Raw genomic sequence first — 19,427 nt, 5'->3', positions numbered from 1 at the left:
CCGCACGAAAACCGACTTCAATGAAATGGGAGGAAAAGAGAAATGAAGAGAAGGATTCTTGCAGCCGCCATCGCCGCGATGATGCTGGCGGGCAGCCTGACCGGCTGCGGCGGCGAAAGCCCCGCTCCCGCGCCCGATGTGGACAGCGCCGCTCCCGGCGCCCCGGCGGAAGAAGGCGCCCAGGCCCCCGTCAAGATCGTCGTCTACAACAACAGCGGCTCGATCGCGGGCGCGGGCTCCGAGGCGGGCGCCGACCCCGCGATCATGGAGCAGATTCACCAGTGGATGCTGGAAAACACCGGCTACGACGTTCAGGTGATCGTGCCGCCCGCGGGCAACGAGACGGAAAAGCTCAACCTCCTGCTCGCCGGCGGCGACCAGGTCGACCTCTTCTGGGGGGACTGGTCGGAATACGCGAGCAAAAAGGTCATCGTCCCGATCAACAGCTACCTTGACGGCAAGGGACAGGACATCGTGAAGGCATGGCCGGAAGAGGCGTGGAAGGCCATGACCGACAAGGAGGGGAACATCTACGGCGTGCCGCGCAGCACGCCCAACCTCGGCAACCCGACCTGGATCCGGACCGACTGGCTGGAGAAGGAAAACCTGGAGATGCCCAGGACGATCGATGAACTGGACAACGTCCTGCGCACCTTCAAGGAGAACGGCACGGGCGGCGAGGGCACCATCCCGCTGCTGGCGGACATCGCGGGCAAGCACTCCTCCAAGGGGCTGCACAACTCTTTCCTCGGCGCGTTCACCGAGTATGGCTACAGCAACTGGCTCGACCCCACCGACAACAAGATCAAACCCGCCGAGCTGCAGCCCGGCTTCAAGGATTTCCTCGCCAAGATGAACGAGTGGTACACGAAGGGCTACATGTATCCCGAATTCGCCTCGCTGAGCAAGGATAAGATCCGCGAGATCGTCAAGCAGGGCAAGGTCGGCTCCGCGGCGGTGTGGTACTCCAACATCACCCTCTCCCTCTACGACCTGCAGAAGACCTTCCCCGAGGCGAATTACGACTACCAGCACGACGGACTCGAGGGACCGTCCGGCAAGGCGGAGACCGCCATGCCCGCCTCCACCACCGGCGCGCTCATCTCCGCCAAGTGCGAGCATCCCGAGGCGGTCATCGACATGCTCAACTTCATCTACAGCGATCCCGCCAACCATATGGTCACCTGGTACGGCCCCGAGGGGATGTTCTGGAAGTGGAAGGACAAGGACGCCCACATCTACGAGACGATCGGCGAAAAGACCGGGTACTACGCGGAATACGCCTTTGCGATCGGGCTCCCGATGGAGACCGCCGTCTCGGGCGACAACCCCCAGCAGGCCCGTCACCAGGAATATCTGACCAACGAGCACACCGACCTCAAGCGCGGCAAGATCCCGTTTGATTCGGGCATCGTCTACGACCCGGCGGTCATCAAGGCCAGAGTCCCCGGCGCCTCGGACATCTCGAGGATGCTCGAGGAGGAGACGATCAACTTCATCATGGGCACCCGCCCGATCGACGAGTACGACCAGTTCGTGCAGGAGCTCTACGACGCGGGCATGCAGGACTGGATCGACGCCTACACCGAGATGTATTTTGAACAGGTAAAATAGACGGCCGGAAAGCCGGCCCGCGGGAGACGGACGGGGGCGCGGGCCCCCGCCGCCTTCCCGGCTATAGGAGGGATCAGCGTGCGAAATCAGCCGGCGGTACTGCCGCGCCCCGCCGCGGGGAAAAAGGGCGGCGTCCCCGCAAGGCGGGGGCTGCCCGCAAAGATGTGGAAATACAAGATGTTATACCTGTTCCTGCTGCCCGGACTCCTGTACTTTCTGGTTTTCCGGTATATCCCGCTCGCGGGGTATATGATCGCCTTTAAGGACCTGGCCCCCTTCGAGGGGCTGTCGGCGATGTTCACCGGCGAATGGGTGGGGTTTCGGCACTTTCAGGAGTTTTTGAATTCCTATTACTTCTGGAACGTGTTCGGCAACACGGTGATTCTGGCGGTCCTGCGCCTGCTCGTCGAGTTCACCCTGCCCATCCTGCTGGCGCTGCTCCTCAACGAGGTGCGCAGTAAATTTTTCAAGACCTTTGTGCAGACGGTGTCCTACATGCCCTATTTCGTCTCCAACGTCGTGCTGGCGGGGCTTGTGTTCACCCTCTTTTCCACCAACGGGGGAATCGTTCCCGCCATTGTGGCGCACTTCGGCGGCGTCCCGAGCTACTATGTCACCGACGTGCACTGGTTCCGGCAGATCCTGCTGGGGGCCATCGCGTGGAAGAATATCGGCTGGAGCTCGATCGTGTATATCGCCGCGATGTCCGGCATCGACCCGCAGCTCTACGAGGCGGCCGCGCTCGACGGCGCCGGAAAGATCAAGCAGATCACCAGGATCACCCTGCCCTGCATCAGCTTTGCGATTACGATCATGTTCATCATGCGCATTGGCGTCATCATGAACGAGGGCTGGGAGGAGACGCTGCTGCTCTATTCGCCCAGCGTCTACAAGGTGAGCGACATCCTCGACACCTACGTCTACCGGGCGGGGCTCACCGAGTTCCGGTATTCCTATGCCACCGCCGTCAACCTCTTCAAATCGGTGATCGGGTTTATGCTGGTCATGATCACCAACTTTATCGCCAACAAGATGGGCCAGCAGAATATGTATTCGTAAAGGAGTGATCGTATGGCCTGCAAGAGCACGGGCGAAAAAGTCTTTACAGTGGTCAACATCACCCTGCTGGTCCTGCTCTGCGTCTGCTTTTTGCTGCCGATGTTCATCGTCCTCATGCAGTCCTTCCTGTCGCAGGACGAGATTTCCCGCCGGGGGACCTTTATCCTGATCCCCGAGGTGTTCGACGCGGCGGCCTACCGGATGATCCTCTCCAAGGGATCGAGCATCTTCAACGCCTATGGCGTCACCATTATGCGCGTGGTCGCGGGCACTGCCACCCAGCTGCTTTTCACCTGCACGATGGCTTACGCGCTCTCGAAAAACGACCTGCCCGGCCGCAGGCTGGTCATCGCGCTGATCAATGTGGCGATCGTCTTCCCGGTGCCGCTCGTGCCGCTCTTTCTGCTCGTGAAGGGGGTGGGGCTCTACGACAGCTTCTGGTCGATGATCCTGCCCTTCGCGATCAATTCGGTGTACATCTTCATCATGAAGGCGTTCTACCAGCAGCTCCCGCCCGGCCTGGAGGAGGCCGCCATGATTGACGGCTGCAACCAGTTCCAGCTCTTCCGGCGGATCGTGCTGCCGCTGAGCCTGCCGTCGATCGCGACGGTGGGGATGATGTACGCCGTTTGGCACTGGAACGAGTGGTTCTATTCCTCGCTGTTCATCGTGGACAACGCCAAGCTGCCGCTGCAAAACATCATGCGCGGCATCATCCTCAACGCGAGCGGTTCCGACCTCGCCCTGCCGCTGGCCAACATGCCCCCGGCAGAGACGGTCAAATGCGCGGTCATCATCGTCAGCGTCGTCCCCATCCTCTGCATCTACCCCTTCGTACAGAAATACTTTGCCAAGGGCTTCCTTGTCGGAAGCGTGAAAGAGTAAGCATGTAAACGCGTGAGGAGAGAAGGAGAACCGAGCATGAGAGAGAAAAGGATGAAAAGAGGACTGTCCCTGCTGCTTGCGGTGCTCATGGTCTGCACCATGGGCGCCGGGCCGGTGTGGGCGCAGGAGGACCTCTCCGCGCCTGCCGCGCGGTCCGAATCCGCGGATTCCGCGGTTCCGGACGCGCCCGTCGACCCGGACGCGCCCGTTGACCCGGACGCGCCCGTCGACCTGGACGCGCCCGTCGACCCGGACGCGCCAACCGACCCGGACGCGCCCACCGACCCGGACGCGCCCGTCGATCCGGACGCGCTGCCGGAAGGGTTCGTCGCCGCCTCGGCGGTGCGCGCCCGGAACGCGGCTGTTTCCGGGGAGACACTGCTCGACGAGAGCTTTTCCCCCGACGGCCTGGCCGGGGAGTGGTCGTTCGCCGGCAACGCGGCGGTGGGGCCGGAGGGAGGCCTCCTGCTGACCGGCGCGACGGGCGTAAACGTTCAGGCGCAGCTGTTCCGCACCCTGGACGCCGACCGCTACACGGTGGAATTCAGGGCCCGGGTGGAGCAATACACCTCCGGCAGCGCCAACCTTTCCTTCAAGCTGGCCCTGGGGGGAAGGCGGCTGATGTTCAAGATCAACGAGGATCAGCTCCGGTACTGCACGCCGGAGGGGACGTGGGCCGGTTCCTCCGCTTTTGCGGCGGGCACCGACTGGCATACCTACCGGTTCAAGGTGGACCGGACCGGGGAGACCCCCTCGGCGAAGCTCTATGTGGACGACCGCCAAATAACGGAGATCGCCTTCCAGGAGGACGGCAATGAACCCGTCCTCGAATTCTGGGTGAACGGGACGGCGGACAGCCCGTCGGTCGCGGGCGTGGAGTACCTGCGGGTGACGGGCGGCGGCGCGCCGCAGGAATCCGGGGAGCTCTTCAAATATGTGGACGAGCATTTCGCCGACTTCGGAAAGGAGTACGCGTGGTCTTCAAGCGGCACGGTCGAGGTCACCGACGGGCCGGCGCTCCGGCTGGCCAGCACGAACCAGCCGAACTCGATCATCGGCCTCGAGACCGCGGTCCCGCAGAAGCATGTGCTGGAATTCAAGGCGCGCGTGGGGCGGTTCGGCACGGGCGAAGTGACTTCGAACAAGAGCACCCTCGCCAGCAAAATCGCGATCGACGACACCTACCGCCTCATGTTCAGCATCGAGGAGACGGAACTGCGCTTCTGCGGCGGCGGGAGCACCTGGGGCGGCCATTATTCCTTTGAGGCGGGGAACGACTGGCATGTCTACCGCTTTGAGGTCGAGAAGAGCGACAACCCCACCGCCAAGCTCTACATCGACGACGACTACAAGTGCGACATCACACTGCAGAAGGACAAGAACGGCGACCTGATCCAGTTTTGGAGCCAGGGCACGCCTGGACAGCCGACCGAGGCGTTCCTCGAATATGTGACCCTCGCCTACGAGGTGCCGGCGGACTCGGTGCCGATCTGGAGCAAGCGGGAGAAACTGCGGGTAACCGAGGTGCTTGAAGACCGGATTTCCGTCGAGTGGGACGCCCCGCGGATGGCGGTCGACGGCTACCGCCTTTACGCCGACGGGAAGCTGGCGGGGGAGGTGGACGGCGCGGCGGCCTCCTATACCTTTACCGGCCTCGAGGAGAGCACCTCCTACCTCTTCAAGGTGGAGGCGGGCAATGCGAACGGCTACAGCTCCGACGGTCCGTCGGTGACGGCCTCCACCCCCTTCGACCCGGCCTCCAACAAGCTCGGGGAGAGCGTCGTCTGGCAGGCGGGCGCCGAGGGGTACGGCCACTTCCGCATCCCCGGCATCGTGACCACCGCCGCCGGGACGCTGCTCGCCTACACCGAGGCGCGTAAAAATGCGGGCGACTGGGCGCCGATGGACGTGCTGATGAAGCGCAGCACCGACGGCGGCAACACCTGGAGCGAATCGCAGATGCTCGCCGCGGGTTCCCAGGCGGGCAAGACGGTGAATAACCCCGTCATGATCGCGTCGCGGGACGGCACGGTGCATCTGCTCTACTGCGTCATGTACGGCGTGGAGTCGTCCAACGGAGGCGTCTTCTACCGCCGCAGTGACGACGACGGGGTGAGCTGGAGCGAGCCGGAGGAGATCTCCGACATGACGAGCCCGGAGATCCGCAACGTCATCGCCACCGGCCCCGGCCACGGCATCGAGCTGCGCGACGGCACGCTGCTCGTGCCCGTCTGGCTGGTGCTCAAGGAGTCGGGCGAGGCGGACATGTCCCACCATCCGGCGGTGGTGACCACCCTTTACAGCACCGACGCCGGCGGAAGCTGGCAGCTCGGCGAGCTGGTCCATCCCACCGGGGAGATGTCCGACCCCAACGAGACGACGGCGGTCGAGCTGAGCGACGGCAGCGTCATGCTCAACATGCGCAACGTTTCTCCCGCCAAACGGCGGTCGATCACCGTAAGCCCCAACGGCTACGACGGCTGGAGCGAGCCCCGCTTCGACGACGCGCTGCCCGACCCCACCTGCTTTGGCAGCCTCGTGCGCTACGACAGCGGCACCATCCTCTTTGTCAACGCCGAGAGCACGAGCTCCCGCTCCAACATCACCGTCAAGGCGAGCTATGACGACGGCAGGACCTGGTCTGCCAAGCGGACCATCCTCGCAAAGGACGGCGGGTATTCCGATATCACGGTGGACGAGGACGGCACGGTCTGCGTGCTGGCGGAGAACTCCCCGGGCGGAAATTTCACCCTGAAGCTGCTGCGCTTTTCCCTCGACTGGCTCGAGGCGGACAACAAGGCCAGCCTCAAGGCGGTCTCCTTTGAGCCGCAGGCGGAGATCGAGCCGGCGTTCAGTCCGCTTGTCAACGACTATCAGGTGCGTGTGGCGGAGGGGACGGCGGCGCTCGACATCCGGTTCGTCCCCTTTGACGGGGCGGCGGAAATCGCCGTCAACGGGGAGGTCCTTCCGGGGGACAGCTTCCGCGCGGAGCTTACCGGCCTGCGCACGCCGGTCTCCGTTGAAGTCCGCGCGGGCGGCAGGACCGTCGGGTACACCTTCACCGTTCTCCGGGACGGGAAGGTCCCGGAGGACGCCCTGATCCTCCACTACGACATGGAGCGGCTTTCGGGCGGCATGGTCCCCGACCTCTCGGGCCTGGGCAACAGCGCCGCCGCGCGCAACGTCTCCATCACCGCGGACGGGCGGTACGGCAGCGGGCTCGCCTGCGGCGGCAGCGGGAGCTTCCTCGACGTCAACGAGCCGCTGGGCGGGGACTTCGGGGAGGGCGAATTCACCGCCTCCCTCTGGGTCAAGCCGAGCGACCTCACCGACCAGAAGCTGCTCTTCTGGTACGGCGGATATACGGCGGGTGCGAAACAGTGGTGGGTGCGCCTCAATAGCGGCACCCTCCAGTTCAACATCGGGAACGGCGCCGAGGAGTCCACGCTGAACGCGGCGGAAAAGATCAGGGCCGGCCGCTGGACCCATCTCGCGATCGTCAACCGCGCGCAGGCGCAGGAGATCTACATCGATGGGAAGCTCTCCGCCTCCAAGCCGAAGGACCGGCAGTACGACGTCAACGGGGAGAACATCCTGCGCATCGGCATGAGCAAAAATAACGGCAGCGCAACGCGGGAGTTTAAGGGCGCGATGGACGAGGTGCGCCTCTATAACTACGCCCTGTCCGCCGGGGAGATTCTGGCGCTCAAGGGCGTGCGCAGCGCCGATGAGGCCGCCTCGCGCGGGAGCTTTACCGACTCGGCGGGGACGACGCTGCCCTACCGGCTCATCCTGCCCGAGGATTACAGCGCGGACAGGACCTACCCGCTCGTCCTCTTCCTGCACGGGGCGGGCGCGCGCGGAACCGACAACGAAAAGCAGCTTGCCGAGGCGGGCGTCTTCCAGAAGATCCTCGACAGGCAGGATGTGGACTACGACTGCATCATGGTCGCCCCGCAGATCGGTACGGACAGCCAGTGGGTGAACACCCCGTGGGCGGACGGCTCCTACGACCTGTCGGAGACCCCGGAGAGCGCCTCGATGCAGGCGGTTGAGGAGCTGCTCGAAAAACTCTGCGGCGACTACCGCGTCGACAGGGACCGGCTCTACCTGGTCGGGATTTCGATGGGCGGCTACGGCGTGTGGGACATGGCGATGCGCAGCCCGGACCTCTTCGCCGCGGCGGTCCCCATCTGCGGCGCGGGCGACCCGGAGGAGGCGGCGCTCCTGAAAAACCTGCCCGTCTGGGCGTTCCACGGCGACGCGGACCCGACCGTGCCGGCTGCCGGCTCCCGCGAAATGACGGAGGCCCTGCGGGCGGCGGGCGGAGAGGCGCGCTACACCGAATATCCCGGCGTGGGCCACAGCTGCTGGTTTAACGCCTATAACGAGCCGGAGCTGCCGGGCTGGCTCTTCGCACAGAAGAGGTCCGCCGATACGCCGCCGGCTCCCGGCGGAAAGCCGGGACGCGGCGGGTCGGGCGGCGGCGGTTCCCCCCGCGGCGAGGCGGACGCCTACTGGAGCAGGCTTGCGGACGCCATCCGCCGTGCGAAGGACGGCGACGTCGTCAAAGCGAACCCGGGCAAATTCGACGAAATGCCCCGCTCGGTGCTGGACGCGCTGCGCGGACGCGACGTGACGCTGGTCGTCAGCGGAAACTTCGCCGGCGGCCCCATCGTGATCTACGGCGGCGACGTTCTGCCCCGCGAGAAGGGGAGGGTCTTCTACCCGCTAAGCGATCTCGCGGAGCTCTATGCGGAAACGGGCGGCGAAAGCCTGCCGGAAGCGTCCGCGCAAGGCCGTGTGAATCCCGTCACGGGCGGTACGGTCCACGTGGCCGACGCGCCCGCCGCGGCGCGGGGCACGCCTCCCGCGGTGCCCGAAACGGCGGCGCCCGACGCGGCGGTCAAGGCGGCGGTTCCGCAGGCGCGGCCCGCGCCGGATGCCGCCGCCCCTGCGGCGGCCCCTGCGGCGCCCGCGCTGGCGCTCCTGCTGGCGGCCTGCGCGGCCGCCGCGGTCGCCGGACTGGAATGGAAACGGAAACAGCCCTGAAAAAACACACCCCCGGGGCGGCGACAGCCGCCCCGGGCAAAAAGGATGCGACATGATGAAAAAGGAATACGCGGGCCTGCACGCGGCGCTGGTGACCCCCTACACGGAGACCGGGGAGGTGAATTACCGGGAACTCAAAAAGCTGGTGCGCCGCCTGATCGCGGAAGGAATCGACGGATTTTACGTGGGCGGCAGCACGGCGGAGACCTTCCTGCTGACCGAATCGGAGCGCAAGGGGATCCTCGAGGCGGTGCTCGAGGAGAACAACGGCGAAAAACTGGTCGTTTCCCACGTGGGCGCGATCTCCACCCGGCAGGCGGTCGACTTTGCGCAGCACGCCGAGGCCGCGGGCGCCGACGCCGTCTCCGCGATCAGCCCCTTCTACTATAAGTTCACCCAGCGGGAGATCGAGGACTACTACCTCGAGATCATGGCGGGGAGCGGACTGCCGATGTTCGTCTACAACTTCCCGAACCTCTCGGGGTTCGCGCTGACCGAACCCTTCCTCGAACGGCTCAAATCCAGCTCCCGGCTGGCCGGGATCAAATTCACCAGCTCGGACATGTTCCAGCTCGAACGGATCAAGGCCCGCAATCCCGGCCTCACCGTGTGGAACGGCTTTGACGAGATGCTCCTGTCCGGGCTCGCCGCGGGGGCGGACGGAGGCGTGGGCAGCACCTACAACTGCCTGCTCCCGCTTGTGCGCGGGGTATACGACCGGTTCCGCGCGGGCGACCCCGCGCGGGCGCTCGCCTTCCAGCGCAGGGCGAACGAGGCGATCGAAGTCATCTGCCGCCACGGGGTGTTCGCATCGGTCAAAAAGCTGCTCGAATATTCCGGCATCGAATCCCACGGATGCAGGCGCCCGTTTTCCCCGCTCTCCCCCGAAGGGGAGGCGGAGCTGCGCCGCGTTTACGAGACCCACCTCGCCCGCTGAGGCGGACGGGGACGCAAAAAGGGCCCGCAGGCTTTGCCTGCGGGCCCTTTTTCATTATGCTGTTCAGCTGTACTGCGGCTTCTTGGGGTCGGGGTTGACGGTCATCTCGAGGGTATCGGGAGTGGCCTCGCCCGGACGGACCAGGCGGGCGCAGATGAGGAACTTGGTGGCCTCGTCGATCGCCTTGTTGGTGTAGCCGGTCGGATATGTACAGGTGGAGAGGATTAGGATCTTGTCGGAGGGGGTCACGTCGACGTCGATGTCGAACTGGGAGCGGTCCTTGAGCTCCGCGATCAGCTCGTTGAAGTTCTGGTCCTTATACTCGGGCAGGTTGTAGGAGAGCTTGGTGTCCACATAGGAGACCGCGAAGACCTTCCAGGTCATGTCGTCCTCGGCGGTGGAGAAGTAGATGTAGGGGTGCTTTTTCGCCCACTCGATGTCGAGGTATTTTTTCAGCTGGGTGAACTTATCCTGCTCCGGGTCGTCCCTGATCGTGTCGGACATGCTGTGCCCGTAGATGATCGTGTTCTGGGAGAGCTCGTTGCGGTTGCCGATCTTGTTCTCATAATCCGCCCAGTAGCAGCCGTAGAAGCTGTAGTTCTTGTTGATGTCCTTACGCTCGTAATAGAGGTTGTCGGACGCCTGGGGCGGGGTGGAGACGTACTGAAGCACCTCGTTGTCGATCAGGGTGTCGGGGACGCGGATCCAGCCGACGACGTCGTTGTTGACGTTGTAGGCCTTGTTGAGTTTTTCAAGCAGTTCGCCCTCGGGAGCCACGGGTTCCGCGACAGGGGTGAGGTCGACATCCTCCAAGGGGTTGATGAACGCCGGGACTTTCGGCTGAGAGGAGACGTCGGAGGAGGAGGGACCCTCGTCCTCGCCCGGCTTTGCGCGCTCGCCGCAGGCCGCCATCGTGAGCAGCATGGCAATCGCCAGGAACAGCGCGATCAAACGGTTGGAAAGGTGTAAGCGTTTCATATACAGACTCCTTTATCGTAGACTCATTTATCGTGACGCCCCGCGGGGGGCATTGCCAGCGTTTTATTCTGTCCTGGTGCGGTTGCTGACCGTACCGGCCGAGGCGTCGACCTCCACGACGGAGGAGGATTTGAGGATCGCGGTCGCGTTCTCCGCGAAGACGATGACGGGGATATCGAGCGCCATGCCGACGATCGCGGCGTGGGAATTGAGGCCCCCCCGCTCGGTCACGATGCCGGACGCCTTCTTGAGGATGGGCAGCAGCGCGTTGGAGGTCTGGGGGATGACGAGGATGTCGCCGTCGTTAAAGTTCTTGAGCGCCTCCTCCTCGGTCCTGGCGACGCACAGCCTGCCGAAGGCCGACCGTTTGTTGACTCCCTGCCCGGTGACGAGGATGTCGCCGACCACATGGACCTTGAGCAGGTTGGTGGTGCCGTTGACCCCCAGCGGGACCCCCGCGGTGATGACCACGATGTCGCCGTCGTGCACATACCCGGCGGCCTTCGACTTCGCGACGGCGTGGGTAAAGAGGTCGTCGGTGTTCTCCTTCACGTCGCAGAGCAGGGGCGTGACCCCCCACGAGAGGGCAAGCTGCCAGTAGGTGGCCTTCTCATGGGTGCAGGCGATGACCGGGATGTCGGGGCGGTACTTGGAGAGCATCCGCGCCGTCGTGCCCGACCAGGTGACGGTGATGATCGCGGCCGCGCCCAAATCGTAGGCGGTGGTGCAGGTGGCGTGGGAGATCGCGTTGGTGATATCGGGGAGCCGCTCGTTCGAGCGGGAGTAAAAGCGTTTGCGGTAGTCGATGTCCCGTTCGGCGCGCTCGGCGATCTGCGCCATCGTGCGCACCGCCTCGACGGGGTAGTCGCCCGCGGCCGTCTCGCCCGAAAGCATCACCGCGCTCGTCCCGTCGTAGATCGCGTTGGCCACGTCGGCGGCCTCGGCGCGGGTGGGACGGGGGCTGTGGATCATGCTTTCGAGCATCTGGGTGGCGGTGATGACCATCTTGCCGGTGTTGTAGCATTTTTTGATCAGCAGCTTCTGGAAGACGGGCACGTCCTCAAGGGGGACCTCCACGCCCATATCGCCGCGCGCGACCATGATGCCGTCCGAGACGCGCAGGATCTCGTCGATGTTTTTGACCCCTTCCGCGTTCTCGATCTTTGCGATGATGCGGATGGTCTGGTTGCCCTGCCGCTCGAGCAGCTGGCGGATTTCCAGAATGTCCTCCGCCCGGCTGACGAAGGAGGCCGCGATGAAGTCGAAGCCGGTCTCCGCGCCGAAGAGGATGTCCGAACGGTCGCGCTCGCTGATGTAGGGCATCGAGAGGCGCACGCCGGGGACGTTGACCCCCTTGTGGTCGGAGATGACGCCGCCGTTGACAATCTCGGTGTCGATGGCGCCGTCGTGGGTTCCGGTGACGCGCAATTCGATGGCGCCGTCGTTGAGCAGGATGGTGTCCCCCCTGCCCACGTCCTCGGCGAGGCCGGGGAAGGTGATCGACGCGCGCGTCTCGTCCCCCTCGCACTCGTCGGCGGTCAGCGTGAAATGGCTGCCCGCGTGCAGTTCGGCCTTCCCGCCCTTGAAGACGCCGAGACGGATCTCCGGGCCCTTGGTGTCGAGCAGGGTGGCGACGGGCAGGCGCAGCTCTTCGCGCAGGCGGCTGACCCGCTCGAAGGTGGCCTTGTGGCTCTCGTGGGAGCCGTGGGAAAAGTTGAAGCGCGCGACGTCCATGCCGGCGCAGATCAGGCTGTGAATCCGTTCTTCACTGTCGGACGCGGGGCCGAGGGTGCAGACGATCTTGGTTTTCCTCAAAAGCAATCCACCTCGTGATTTAGTGTGAAAAGACAGGGGCCCGAAAAAGCGCTCACGCGGGCTTCCGGCCGGGAAAACCGGCGCGGCGGGCCCGCCGTCAGGAAGCAATTTCAGATCATATCTCCCTAAAGTATACCATCATTTTTACGGGTGTCAAATGGATTGGGAAAAATTCATAAAACCTTTAAAAACGCCCTCTTTCGGAAAAAGCCGCAATTTCCCCTTGCATTTTCCGGGCGGGTGTGGTAAGCTGTAACTGTACTAATTGTTTTAATACAGACAATACGATTAATCGACCGAAAGGGGTGGAACCGTGCTGTCGCTTGATTTGCAGAGCCGCCAGCCGATCTATGAACAGCTGGTCCGGGGGCTCTCCGAACTGGTATCGCTGGGGGCGCTCGCGCCCGACGAGCAGCTGCCGAGCGTGCGCAGCCTCGCGAGGGACCTGGGCGTCAACCCGAACACCGTGCAGAAGGCCTATCAGGAGCTTGAACGCAGCGGCGTCATCTACTCCGTCGCGGGCAAGGGCAGCTTCGTTTCGCCCGGACCGGCCGCGGCGCGGATGCTGCGCGGGCAGCGGCTGGAAAAGCTCCGGGAGGCCGCCGCGGAGGGCCGGCGTGCGGGAATCCCGCGCGAAGAGGCGCTCGGGGCGGTCAAAGCGGTATATGAGGAGGGAACGAACCATGATTAAAGCGCAGTCGCTCGTGAAGTGCTTCGGGGATTTCACGGCGCTTTCCTCGCTCGACACCGAGATCCACGCAGGCTCGATCTACGGGCTCGTGGGGTCCAACGGGTCGGGCAAATCGACCTTCCTGCGGCTGGCGTCGGGGGTCTACATGCCCGACGGCGGGCAGGTCACGGTCGCCGGGGAGCCGGTTTACGAGAACATCGCGGTCAAGGAACGGATCTTTTTCGTCGCGGACGACCTGTACTTCCTGCCGCAGAGCACCCTCGAAGAGATGGCCACATTCTATAAACAAATTTATAGACGGTTTTCGGACACAAAATACAAAAAACTTTGCACAATTTTCCCCCTGGACCCCCGCCAGAAACTCGGCACCTTTTCCAAGGGGATGAAACGGCAGGCGGCGCTGCTGCTCGCCCTCTCCTGCGAACCCGACCTGCTGCTGCTCGACGAGGCGTTCGACGGGCTCGATCCGGTGATGCGCGGCGCGGTGAAGAAGCTCCTGTCGGACGACATCGCGTCGCGGGAGATGACCGTCGTGATCACGAGCCACAACCTGCGGGAGCTTGAGGACCTGTGCGACCATGTGGGGCTTCTGCACCAGGGGAAAATCCTCTTCGAGCGGGAGCTCGACGAGCTCAAGCTCGGCTTCTGCAAGGTGCACGCAGCCTTCCCGCAGGGGATGGACGACGCGGCGCTTGCGGGGCTCAACATCATGCAGGCGGTCCGCACGGGCAGCCTCGTGACCCTCGTCGTGCGGGGAAATTCCGCCGAGGCGTCGGACTATCTGCTGCGGCAGGGCGCCGTCTTTGCGGAAGGGGTCCCGCTCACCCTCGAGGAGGTATTCATTCATGAAATGGAGGCGGTCGGATATGACTACAACAACATCCTCCTCTAAGCCCGGCCGGTTCCGCGAGCTCTACCGGGACATCCTGCACCGCAACCGGGGCTACCTCTGGCTCTATTCCGCGCTTGTGGCGGTCTGCTACCCGCTGCTCTTCGCGCTCGAGGCGTTCAAGCGGGTGGACCCGGCCGAGGCCGCCCGCATCCAGGCGTACGCGTCCGAAACGCTCGCCCAAAACCCGATGTATTTCTACAGCTTCGAGGGCCTCGGCTGCAACTTCGCGGGCGTGTCGATCGTCTTTTTCCTGATGATCGCGCTGCTCGCGCCCATGATTCTCGCCCTCGTGCTCAACAGCTACATGCACTCCAAAAAGGCGTCCGACGTCTACCACGCGATTCCCGTCTCCCGCGGGACGCTCCTGACGGCAAACGCCGCCGTGGGCATGACGATCGTCGGGCTTCCGCTGGCCGCCTCCAACCTCTTCATCATGGCTGTGCAGATCGCAAAATTCGGCTTTCTGCCCGACGTGACCGCCTACCTCTGGCTCGACGCGCTCGGCTGGATGATCTGCGGCTTTGCGATCTACGCGGTCACCACCTTTGTCTCGGTCTGCGTCGGCACCGTCTTCGACACCTTCGTGCTGTCGGGGACCCTGCTGCTCGCCGCTCCCGTCCTTTCGGCGCTGGGGCTCACCGTCACAGAGCTCTTTCTCTTCGGCTGGAGCGCGGGGGTGGACGCGCTCACCTTCGTAACCAGGCTCTCCCCCGTGACGCTGATGATCGAACGGTTCGCCATCGCGGACGGGACGCTCGGCGCCTCCTCCCCGATCAGGCTGTTCGGGCCGGGCCGCCTGCCGGGCGCGAACCTCGCGCTGCTCGTCTGGCTGGCGCTCGGACTGCTCATCTTCCTGGCCGCCGTGCGCGTCTACCGCCGCCGCAGGACCGAGGTCGCGGAGACCACCTCCTCGCGCGGCGTCCTGCAGGCGCTGGTCAAGCTGGCGGGCACCGCCGTCTGCGGCGTGACCGCCGGGCTGATCGCCTGCTCCGGCAGCCACGGGCGGACCGATTTCCTGCTCTGGACGGCGCTCATCGGCGCGCTCGCCTACGCGGTGGCCGAGGTCGTCCTCAACCGCGGCTTCAAGACGCTCGTGCGCAGCCTGCCGCTGGGCGCGGCGACGGTCGCCGGCGTCGTGCTCGTCTCCCTCATCCCGATGACCGGCGCGTTCGGCTATGAAAGCCGCGTGCCCGCGCCGGAGGAGGTCGCCGCGGTGGAGATCGGCTACACCGGCCGCTACGCCGCGGACGTCAGCATCTGCCGTGTGGAGCCCGGCCTCCCCGATAACGGGGACAAAGCCGGCCGGGCCGTCGGCTACACGAACGAGGTGCTGCTCTCGTCGCCGGAGGATCTGTCGGCGGTGGAGGCGTTCCACCGGGACGTGATCGCCAAGCGGTACCGCCCCTACGAGGGGATCACCCTCGAGCCGGGCGAGGAATACATGCACCTGGGCAGCACGATCACCTACACCCTCAAGAACGGCCGCACCCTCACCCGCCGGTACGAGGGCGCGGGCACCAGCTCGATCCGTCTGCTCGCGCCGCTGGAGACGAGCCCCGACCTGCTCGCGCAGACCCACCCGGCGTTCTTCGACCGGGGTCAGGACGTCAAAAAATGGCGGATCTCCGACCCCTTCGGGGCCTGGACGGTGGAAAAGGCGTGGCCGGCCGCCGATTCGCAGGCGCTTCTGGACGCGGTGCGGACCGACCTGCTCGCGCAGACCGCCGAGGACCTGCTGCACCCGTCGGACGCGCCCGTCGCGTGGGTGACGTTCGAGGCGGACCTCCCGCCCGAGGGTGCGCCGCGCGCCTCCACGAGCGGCAGCTTCCTCGTGACGGAGAGCTCCTTGCATACCCGCGCCTTCCTCGCGGAGAAGGGAGTGCTCGACGAGATCGCACCTGACTTGGACGCCTGCTACGCGGTGGGGGTCTCCGGCTCGGGCGTACGGTATCTCACCACGTCGGACAGCGCGGTGCTCCAGGTGATCCCGGGGCGTGGGGAGTTCACCGCCAACGACTACGACTACCTGAAGGAGAACGTCGAAGCCTCCCGGCGGTATTACGCCGAGAACCCAGACGTGCTGGCGGCGGACTTCTCGCCGGGGGAGGACGTGGAGCTCGACGAGTGGGGGAACGCCGTCGTGCAGGCCCAGATGGCGGGCGCGAGCGAAGTCCTCTTCGAGGACCCGGCGGATATCGCCGCGCTGGCCGCGGCCGCCGTGCCGAGCTGGAACACGACCGAGCCGGTCGTCTGCGCGAACTTCTGGTTCAGGGGCGCGACGGGCGGAACGCCGGTCCTCCTGCCCCTCTCCCGCCTTCCTGAGGACCTCCGCCAGCGGATCGCATATCCCTATGGGGTCCCCGGAGAATAAACCGTCTCCTCCTGCAAATAGAAGCGGGCCGCCTGGTAAAGGCGGCCCGCTTCTGCATAAGCCGGAAAAGGCCTACATGATGGGCGAGAAGAGGCGCAGGAAGGCGCGCACGATCCGCTTCCACAGCTTGACGTGCTTGATGTAGTCGCGGGGGATTTCAAAGCATTTGCCGAAGGTCTTTACGATGTCGTCCCGGACGTCGGCCACGACGCCCGACTGGTAGAAGCAGACCCCGCACTCGAAGTGCAGGTAGAAGCTGCGGTAGTCCATGTTGGCGGTCCCGACGATCGCGACCTTATCGTCCGAGACATACATCTTCGCGTGGACGAAGCCGGGGGTGTATTCATAGATGCGCACCCCCGCGTTGAGCAGCGGCTGATAGAAGGACTGGGTGGTCTGGTGCACGACCCATTTGTCGGGGATGTGGGGGGTGATGATGCGCACGTCGACTCCGCTGCGCGCCGCAATCTGCAGCGCGGTGATCATCTCGCTGTCGAGGATGAGATAGGGGGTGGTGATGTAGACGTAGCGGGTGGCGCGGTTGATGATCTGCATGTACGTCTCCTCCGAGACGTTGATCTGGTCGAGCGGAGAATCGCCGAACGGCTGCACGAAGCCGTCGCACGGCTGGGGCTGGGTGGGGCGGTACCGGGCGAAGTCATGGTCGGTGGGGACGGTGAAATTCCACAGAGAGAGGAACATCGCCGTCAGCCCCCACACGCCGTCGCCGCGCAGCAGCACGCCGGTGTCCTTCCAGTGGCCGTGCTTTTCGTAGTCGTTGATGTATTCGTCGGCGATATTGATGCCGCCGCAGAACCCCACGTTGCCGTCGATCACGGTGATCTTGCGGTGGTCGCGGTAGTTCATCATCGAGTTGAGGTGGGGCTGGAAGGGGTTGAAGAGCGCGCACTTGATGCCCGCCTTGCGCAGCTTGGCGGCGTAGTTGGCGGGCAGCGTCATGATCGAGCCGAGGTCATCGTACATGAAGCGCACGTCCACCCCCTCCGCGGCCTTTTCGCGGAGGATCTGAAAGATCGGCTCCCACATGACCCCCTCCTCGAGGATAAAGTACTCCATGAAGATGAACCGTTTGGCCTTGGGCAGCTCCTCGAGCATCCGCGCCCACATCGTTTCGCCGATGGGCAGGTATTCCGACTGGGTGTTTTTCCAGAGGGGGGATCCGGTGGTGCGCAGGATATAGTCGGAGAGGGTGGCCATGCCGGGGTCCGCCTCCCGCAGCTCCTCGACGCAGGAGGCGTCCTGCGCCAGCACGCGGGGGGCGCTCTTCTCAGCCAGCGTGATCCGCCGGGCGAGCTTTTTCGGCATGCTCTTGTTGCCGAACATGAGGTAGAAAAGCCCGCCGAAGATGGGGAAGATCAAAATGGGAATGATCCACGCCAGCTTGTAGGCGGGGTTTTCATCCTTGCTGACCAGCCAGACCGCGATCGTGACGCTCAGCGCGGTGAGGAATCCGTAGACGGCCACAAAGTGGTCGCCCAGCAGGATGATCGCCACCAGCAGGATCGCCAGCTGGACCAGCATCAGCAGGATGACGATGGACAGCTTGCCGAAAAGCAGGCTGAATACGGATTTTGCATGCATCTGTTGTTTTTTCTTTGCCATAAACATCCCTCGATCTTTTTTCGGCAGGGCCAACACATTCCAAACAAGTCACATCATAGCAGTTTTCCCCATAAAGTTCAAGAAGATGACGGAAGGGGCAAAAAAACGGGAGGCGGCCTTCGCCGCCTCCCGGAAAGGACTCAAAGCCCGTTGGGATTCTTTTTGCTGAAATTCCAGTTGTCCTCGCACATGTCGTCGAGCGTCCGTTCGGCCGTCCATCCGAGCAGCTCCTTCGCCTTGGAAGCGTCCGCGTAGGAGTTGGCGATGTCGCCGGGGCGGCGGGGCGCGATGTGGTGCTTGATCGGCTTGCCGCAGGCCTTCTCGAAGGCGTGGAGCACGTCGAGCACCGAGTAGCCATGGCCGGTGCCGAGGTTGATCGCCTCCACGCCGGTGTGGTCGAGGACGTAGTCGAGCGCCTTCAGATGGCCCACCGCGAGGTCGACCACGTGGATGTAGTCGCGCACGCCGGTGCCGTCGTGCGTCTCGTAGTCGTCTCCGTAGATGGCCAGGTCCTCGAGCTTGCCGGTCGCCACCTGCGCGATGTAGGGCAGGAGGTTGTTGGGGATGCCGTTGGGGTCCTCGCCGAGCAGGCCGCTTTTGTGCGCGCCGATGGGGTTGAAGTAGCGCAGCAGCGCGACGCTCCACGCAGGATCGGCCTTCCACAGATCGGTGAGGATCTGCTCGATATAGAGCTTGGTGGTACCGTAGGGGTTGGTGGCCGCGTGGGGCAGCGGCATATCCTCGCGGAAGGGGACGGGATTCTCCATGCCGTAGACGGTGGCGGAGGAGGAGAAGACGATCTTTTTGCAGCCGTGCGCCGCCATCACCTCGCAGAGGACGAGGGTGCCGGTGAGGTTGTTGTGATAGTAGCGCAGCGGAATGCGGCAGGATTCGCCGACCGCCTTGAGCCCCGCGAAATGGATGACCGCGTCAATCTGGTTCTGCTCGAACACCCGCTCCACCCCGGCTTTGTCGAGCAGGTCGGCCTCATAGAATTTGAAGTCCTTGCCGGTAATCTGGCGGATGCGTTTGAGGGCCTCGGGCTTGGAGTTGACGAAATTGTCCAGCACAACGATTTCCTTGCCCGCGTTCAGCAGCTCCACGCAGGTGTGGGAACCGATGTAGCCGGCGCCTCCGGTGACTAAAATTGACATGTGCGATCACTCCTTATCATAACTGTATGGATGTCATTTTCCGTAATTTCAGTATAGTCGGAGCGGGTATCGCTGTCAATGCGCTGGATAAAACATGCAACAATTCTCCATAAAGTCGCAACAAAACTGACGCTCTGCCGGGGGATTTGCCGCGCTGCGCCCGGCGGGGCTTCTTTTTAGATTTTCCGCCCGGCGGACGGAAGGCCTTTTTTGCGCCCCTCCGGGGCGCTTTAGGGGAGCCGCCTTCGGCGGCATAGATTGCCGGGTCCCGCCCCGGCGGGCGGGCCGACTTCTTGCGCGCCCAAGAAGTCGGCGGAAGAAGGGCGCTCAAGGGGACTTCCGCCAGTCCCCTTGAG

Annotated in this window: 12 protein-coding genes; 8 read left to right on the top strand and 4 right to left on the bottom strand. The window is 64.2% G+C overall.

Going from position 1 to position 19,427, the window contains the following annotated elements; genetic code table 11:
* Positions 1-42 precede the first annotated feature (42 nt).
* The 5 genes from ACZO3G_RS10145 to ACZO3G_RS10125 all read left to right on the top strand — a co-directional run bounded on the left by ACZO3G_RS10145 (position 43) and on the right by ACZO3G_RS10125 (position 9,547).
* Positions 43-1,614 carry an extracellular solute-binding protein gene (locus ACZO3G_RS10145; protein WP_277138636.1) on the top strand — a complete coding sequence of 524 codons (1,572 nt, stop codon included), beginning with the start codon at positions 43-45 and terminating at the stop codon, positions 1,612-1,614.
* Positions 1,615-1,692: 78 nt separating this feature from the next.
* Complete coding sequence (locus tag ACZO3G_RS10140) at positions 1,693-2,673, top strand: ABC transporter permease (protein WP_277138635.1); 981 nt, start codon at positions 1,693-1,695, stop codon at positions 2,671-2,673.
* 12 nt (positions 2,674-2,685) lie between these two features.
* On the top strand, positions 2,686-3,558 hold the full coding sequence (locus ACZO3G_RS10135) for a carbohydrate ABC transporter permease (protein ID WP_277138634.1): 873 nt from the start codon (positions 2,686-2,688) through the stop codon (positions 3,556-3,558).
* 51 nt (positions 3,559-3,609) lie between these two features.
* On the top strand, positions 3,610-8,610 hold the full coding sequence (locus ACZO3G_RS10130) for an exo-alpha-sialidase (RefSeq protein WP_486847144.1): 5,001 nt from the start codon (positions 3,610-3,612) through the stop codon (positions 8,608-8,610).
* 55 nt (positions 8,611-8,665) lie between these two features.
* Positions 8,666-9,547, top strand: coding sequence for an N-acetylneuraminate lyase (locus ACZO3G_RS10125; RefSeq protein WP_158595730.1), 882 nt, complete (start codon positions 8,666-8,668; stop codon positions 9,545-9,547).
* A gap of 63 nt (positions 9,548-9,610) precedes the next feature.
* On the opposite strand, the gene ACZO3G_RS10120 is transcribed toward ACZO3G_RS10125, so the two are convergent.
* Both ACZO3G_RS10120 and pyk read right to left on the bottom strand, forming a co-directional pair.
* The gene (locus ACZO3G_RS10120; protein ID WP_101552527.1) at positions 9,611-10,525 is read right to left on the bottom strand and encodes a class B sortase; all 915 of its coding nucleotides are present in this window, start codon (positions 10,523-10,525) and stop codon (positions 9,611-9,613) included.
* Positions 10,526-10,588: 63 nt separating this feature from the next.
* A complete protein-coding gene (pyk, locus tag ACZO3G_RS10115; protein ID WP_276873512.1) occupies positions 10,589-12,340 on the bottom strand; it encodes a pyruvate kinase in 1,752 nt (583 codons plus the stop codon).
* A gap of 313 nt (positions 12,341-12,653) precedes the next feature.
* Between pyk and ACZO3G_RS10110 the strand changes: the two genes are divergently transcribed.
* Genes ACZO3G_RS10110 through ACZO3G_RS10100 form a run of 3 tightly spaced genes read left to right on the top strand, consistent with a single transcriptional unit; the run spans position 12,654 to position 16,294 of the window.
* Positions 12,654-13,031 carry a GntR family transcriptional regulator gene (locus tag ACZO3G_RS10110; RefSeq protein ID WP_276873514.1) on the top strand — a complete coding sequence of 126 codons (378 nt, stop codon included), beginning with the start codon at positions 12,654-12,656 and terminating at the stop codon, positions 13,029-13,031.
* Complete coding sequence (locus ACZO3G_RS10105; RefSeq protein WP_486847142.1) at positions 13,024-13,923, top strand: ABC transporter ATP-binding protein; 900 nt, start codon at positions 13,024-13,026, stop codon at positions 13,921-13,923. Before ACZO3G_RS10110 ends, ACZO3G_RS10105 begins: the two co-directional genes overlap by 8 nt.
* Positions 13,898-16,294 (top strand): hypothetical protein, encoded by a 2,397-nt coding sequence (locus ACZO3G_RS10100; RefSeq protein ID WP_276873518.1) that lies wholly within the window; start codon positions 13,898-13,900, stop codon positions 16,292-16,294. Before ACZO3G_RS10105 ends, ACZO3G_RS10100 begins: the two co-directional genes overlap by 26 nt.
* 72 nt (positions 16,295-16,366) lie before the next feature.
* On the opposite strand, the gene cls is transcribed toward ACZO3G_RS10100, so the two are convergent.
* Both cls and galE read right to left on the bottom strand, forming a co-directional pair.
* A complete protein-coding gene (gene cls, locus ACZO3G_RS10095; protein WP_101553277.1) occupies positions 16,367-17,917 on the bottom strand; it encodes a cardiolipin synthase in 1,551 nt (516 codons plus the stop codon).
* A gap of 140 nt (positions 17,918-18,057) precedes the next feature.
* Positions 18,058-19,071: a UDP-glucose 4-epimerase GalE gene (gene galE, locus ACZO3G_RS10090; protein ID WP_276873523.1), complete on the bottom strand. Its 1,014-nt coding sequence runs from the start codon at positions 19,069-19,071 to the stop codon at positions 18,058-18,060.
* Positions 19,072-19,427 lie beyond the last annotated feature (356 nt).

Source organism: Anaerotruncus sp. (assembly GCF_057433415.1).
The sequence above is the reverse complement of the archived record's forward strand: the minus strand, read 5'-3'. Positions and strand labels throughout refer to the sequence as shown.

What these genes read in the sequence shown, in the direction of transcription:
- ACZO3G_RS10100 (WP_276873518.1), top strand. Translation starts at nt 13,898, where the DNA reads ATGACTACAACAACATCCTCCTCTAAGCCCGGCCGGTTCCGCGAGCTC.
- ACZO3G_RS10135 (WP_277138634.1), top strand. Translation starts at nt 2,686, where the DNA reads ATGGCCTGCAAGAGCACGGGCGAAAAAGTCTTTACAGTGGTCAACATC.
- cls (WP_101553277.1), bottom strand. Translation starts at nt 17,917, where the DNA reads ATGGCAAAGAAAAAACAACAGATGCATGCAAAATCCGTATTCAGCCTG.
- ACZO3G_RS10130 (WP_486847144.1), top strand. Translation starts at nt 3,610, where the DNA reads ATGAAAAGAGGACTGTCCCTGCTGCTTGCGGTGCTCATGGTCTGCACC.
- ACZO3G_RS10145 (WP_277138636.1), top strand. Translation starts at nt 43, where the DNA reads ATGAAGAGAAGGATTCTTGCAGCCGCCATCGCCGCGATGATGCTGGCG.
- ACZO3G_RS10105 (WP_486847142.1), top strand. Translation starts at nt 13,024, where the DNA reads ATGATTAAAGCGCAGTCGCTCGTGAAGTGCTTCGGGGATTTCACGGCG.
- galE (WP_276873523.1), bottom strand. Translation starts at nt 19,071, where the DNA reads ATGTCAATTTTAGTCACCGGAGGCGCCGGCTACATCGGTTCCCACACC.
- ACZO3G_RS10120 (WP_101552527.1), bottom strand. Translation starts at nt 10,525, where the DNA reads ATGAAACGCTTACACCTTTCCAACCGTTTGATCGCGCTGTTCCTGGCG.
- ACZO3G_RS10125 (WP_158595730.1), top strand. Translation starts at nt 8,666, where the DNA reads ATGAAAAAGGAATACGCGGGCCTGCACGCGGCGCTGGTGACCCCCTAC.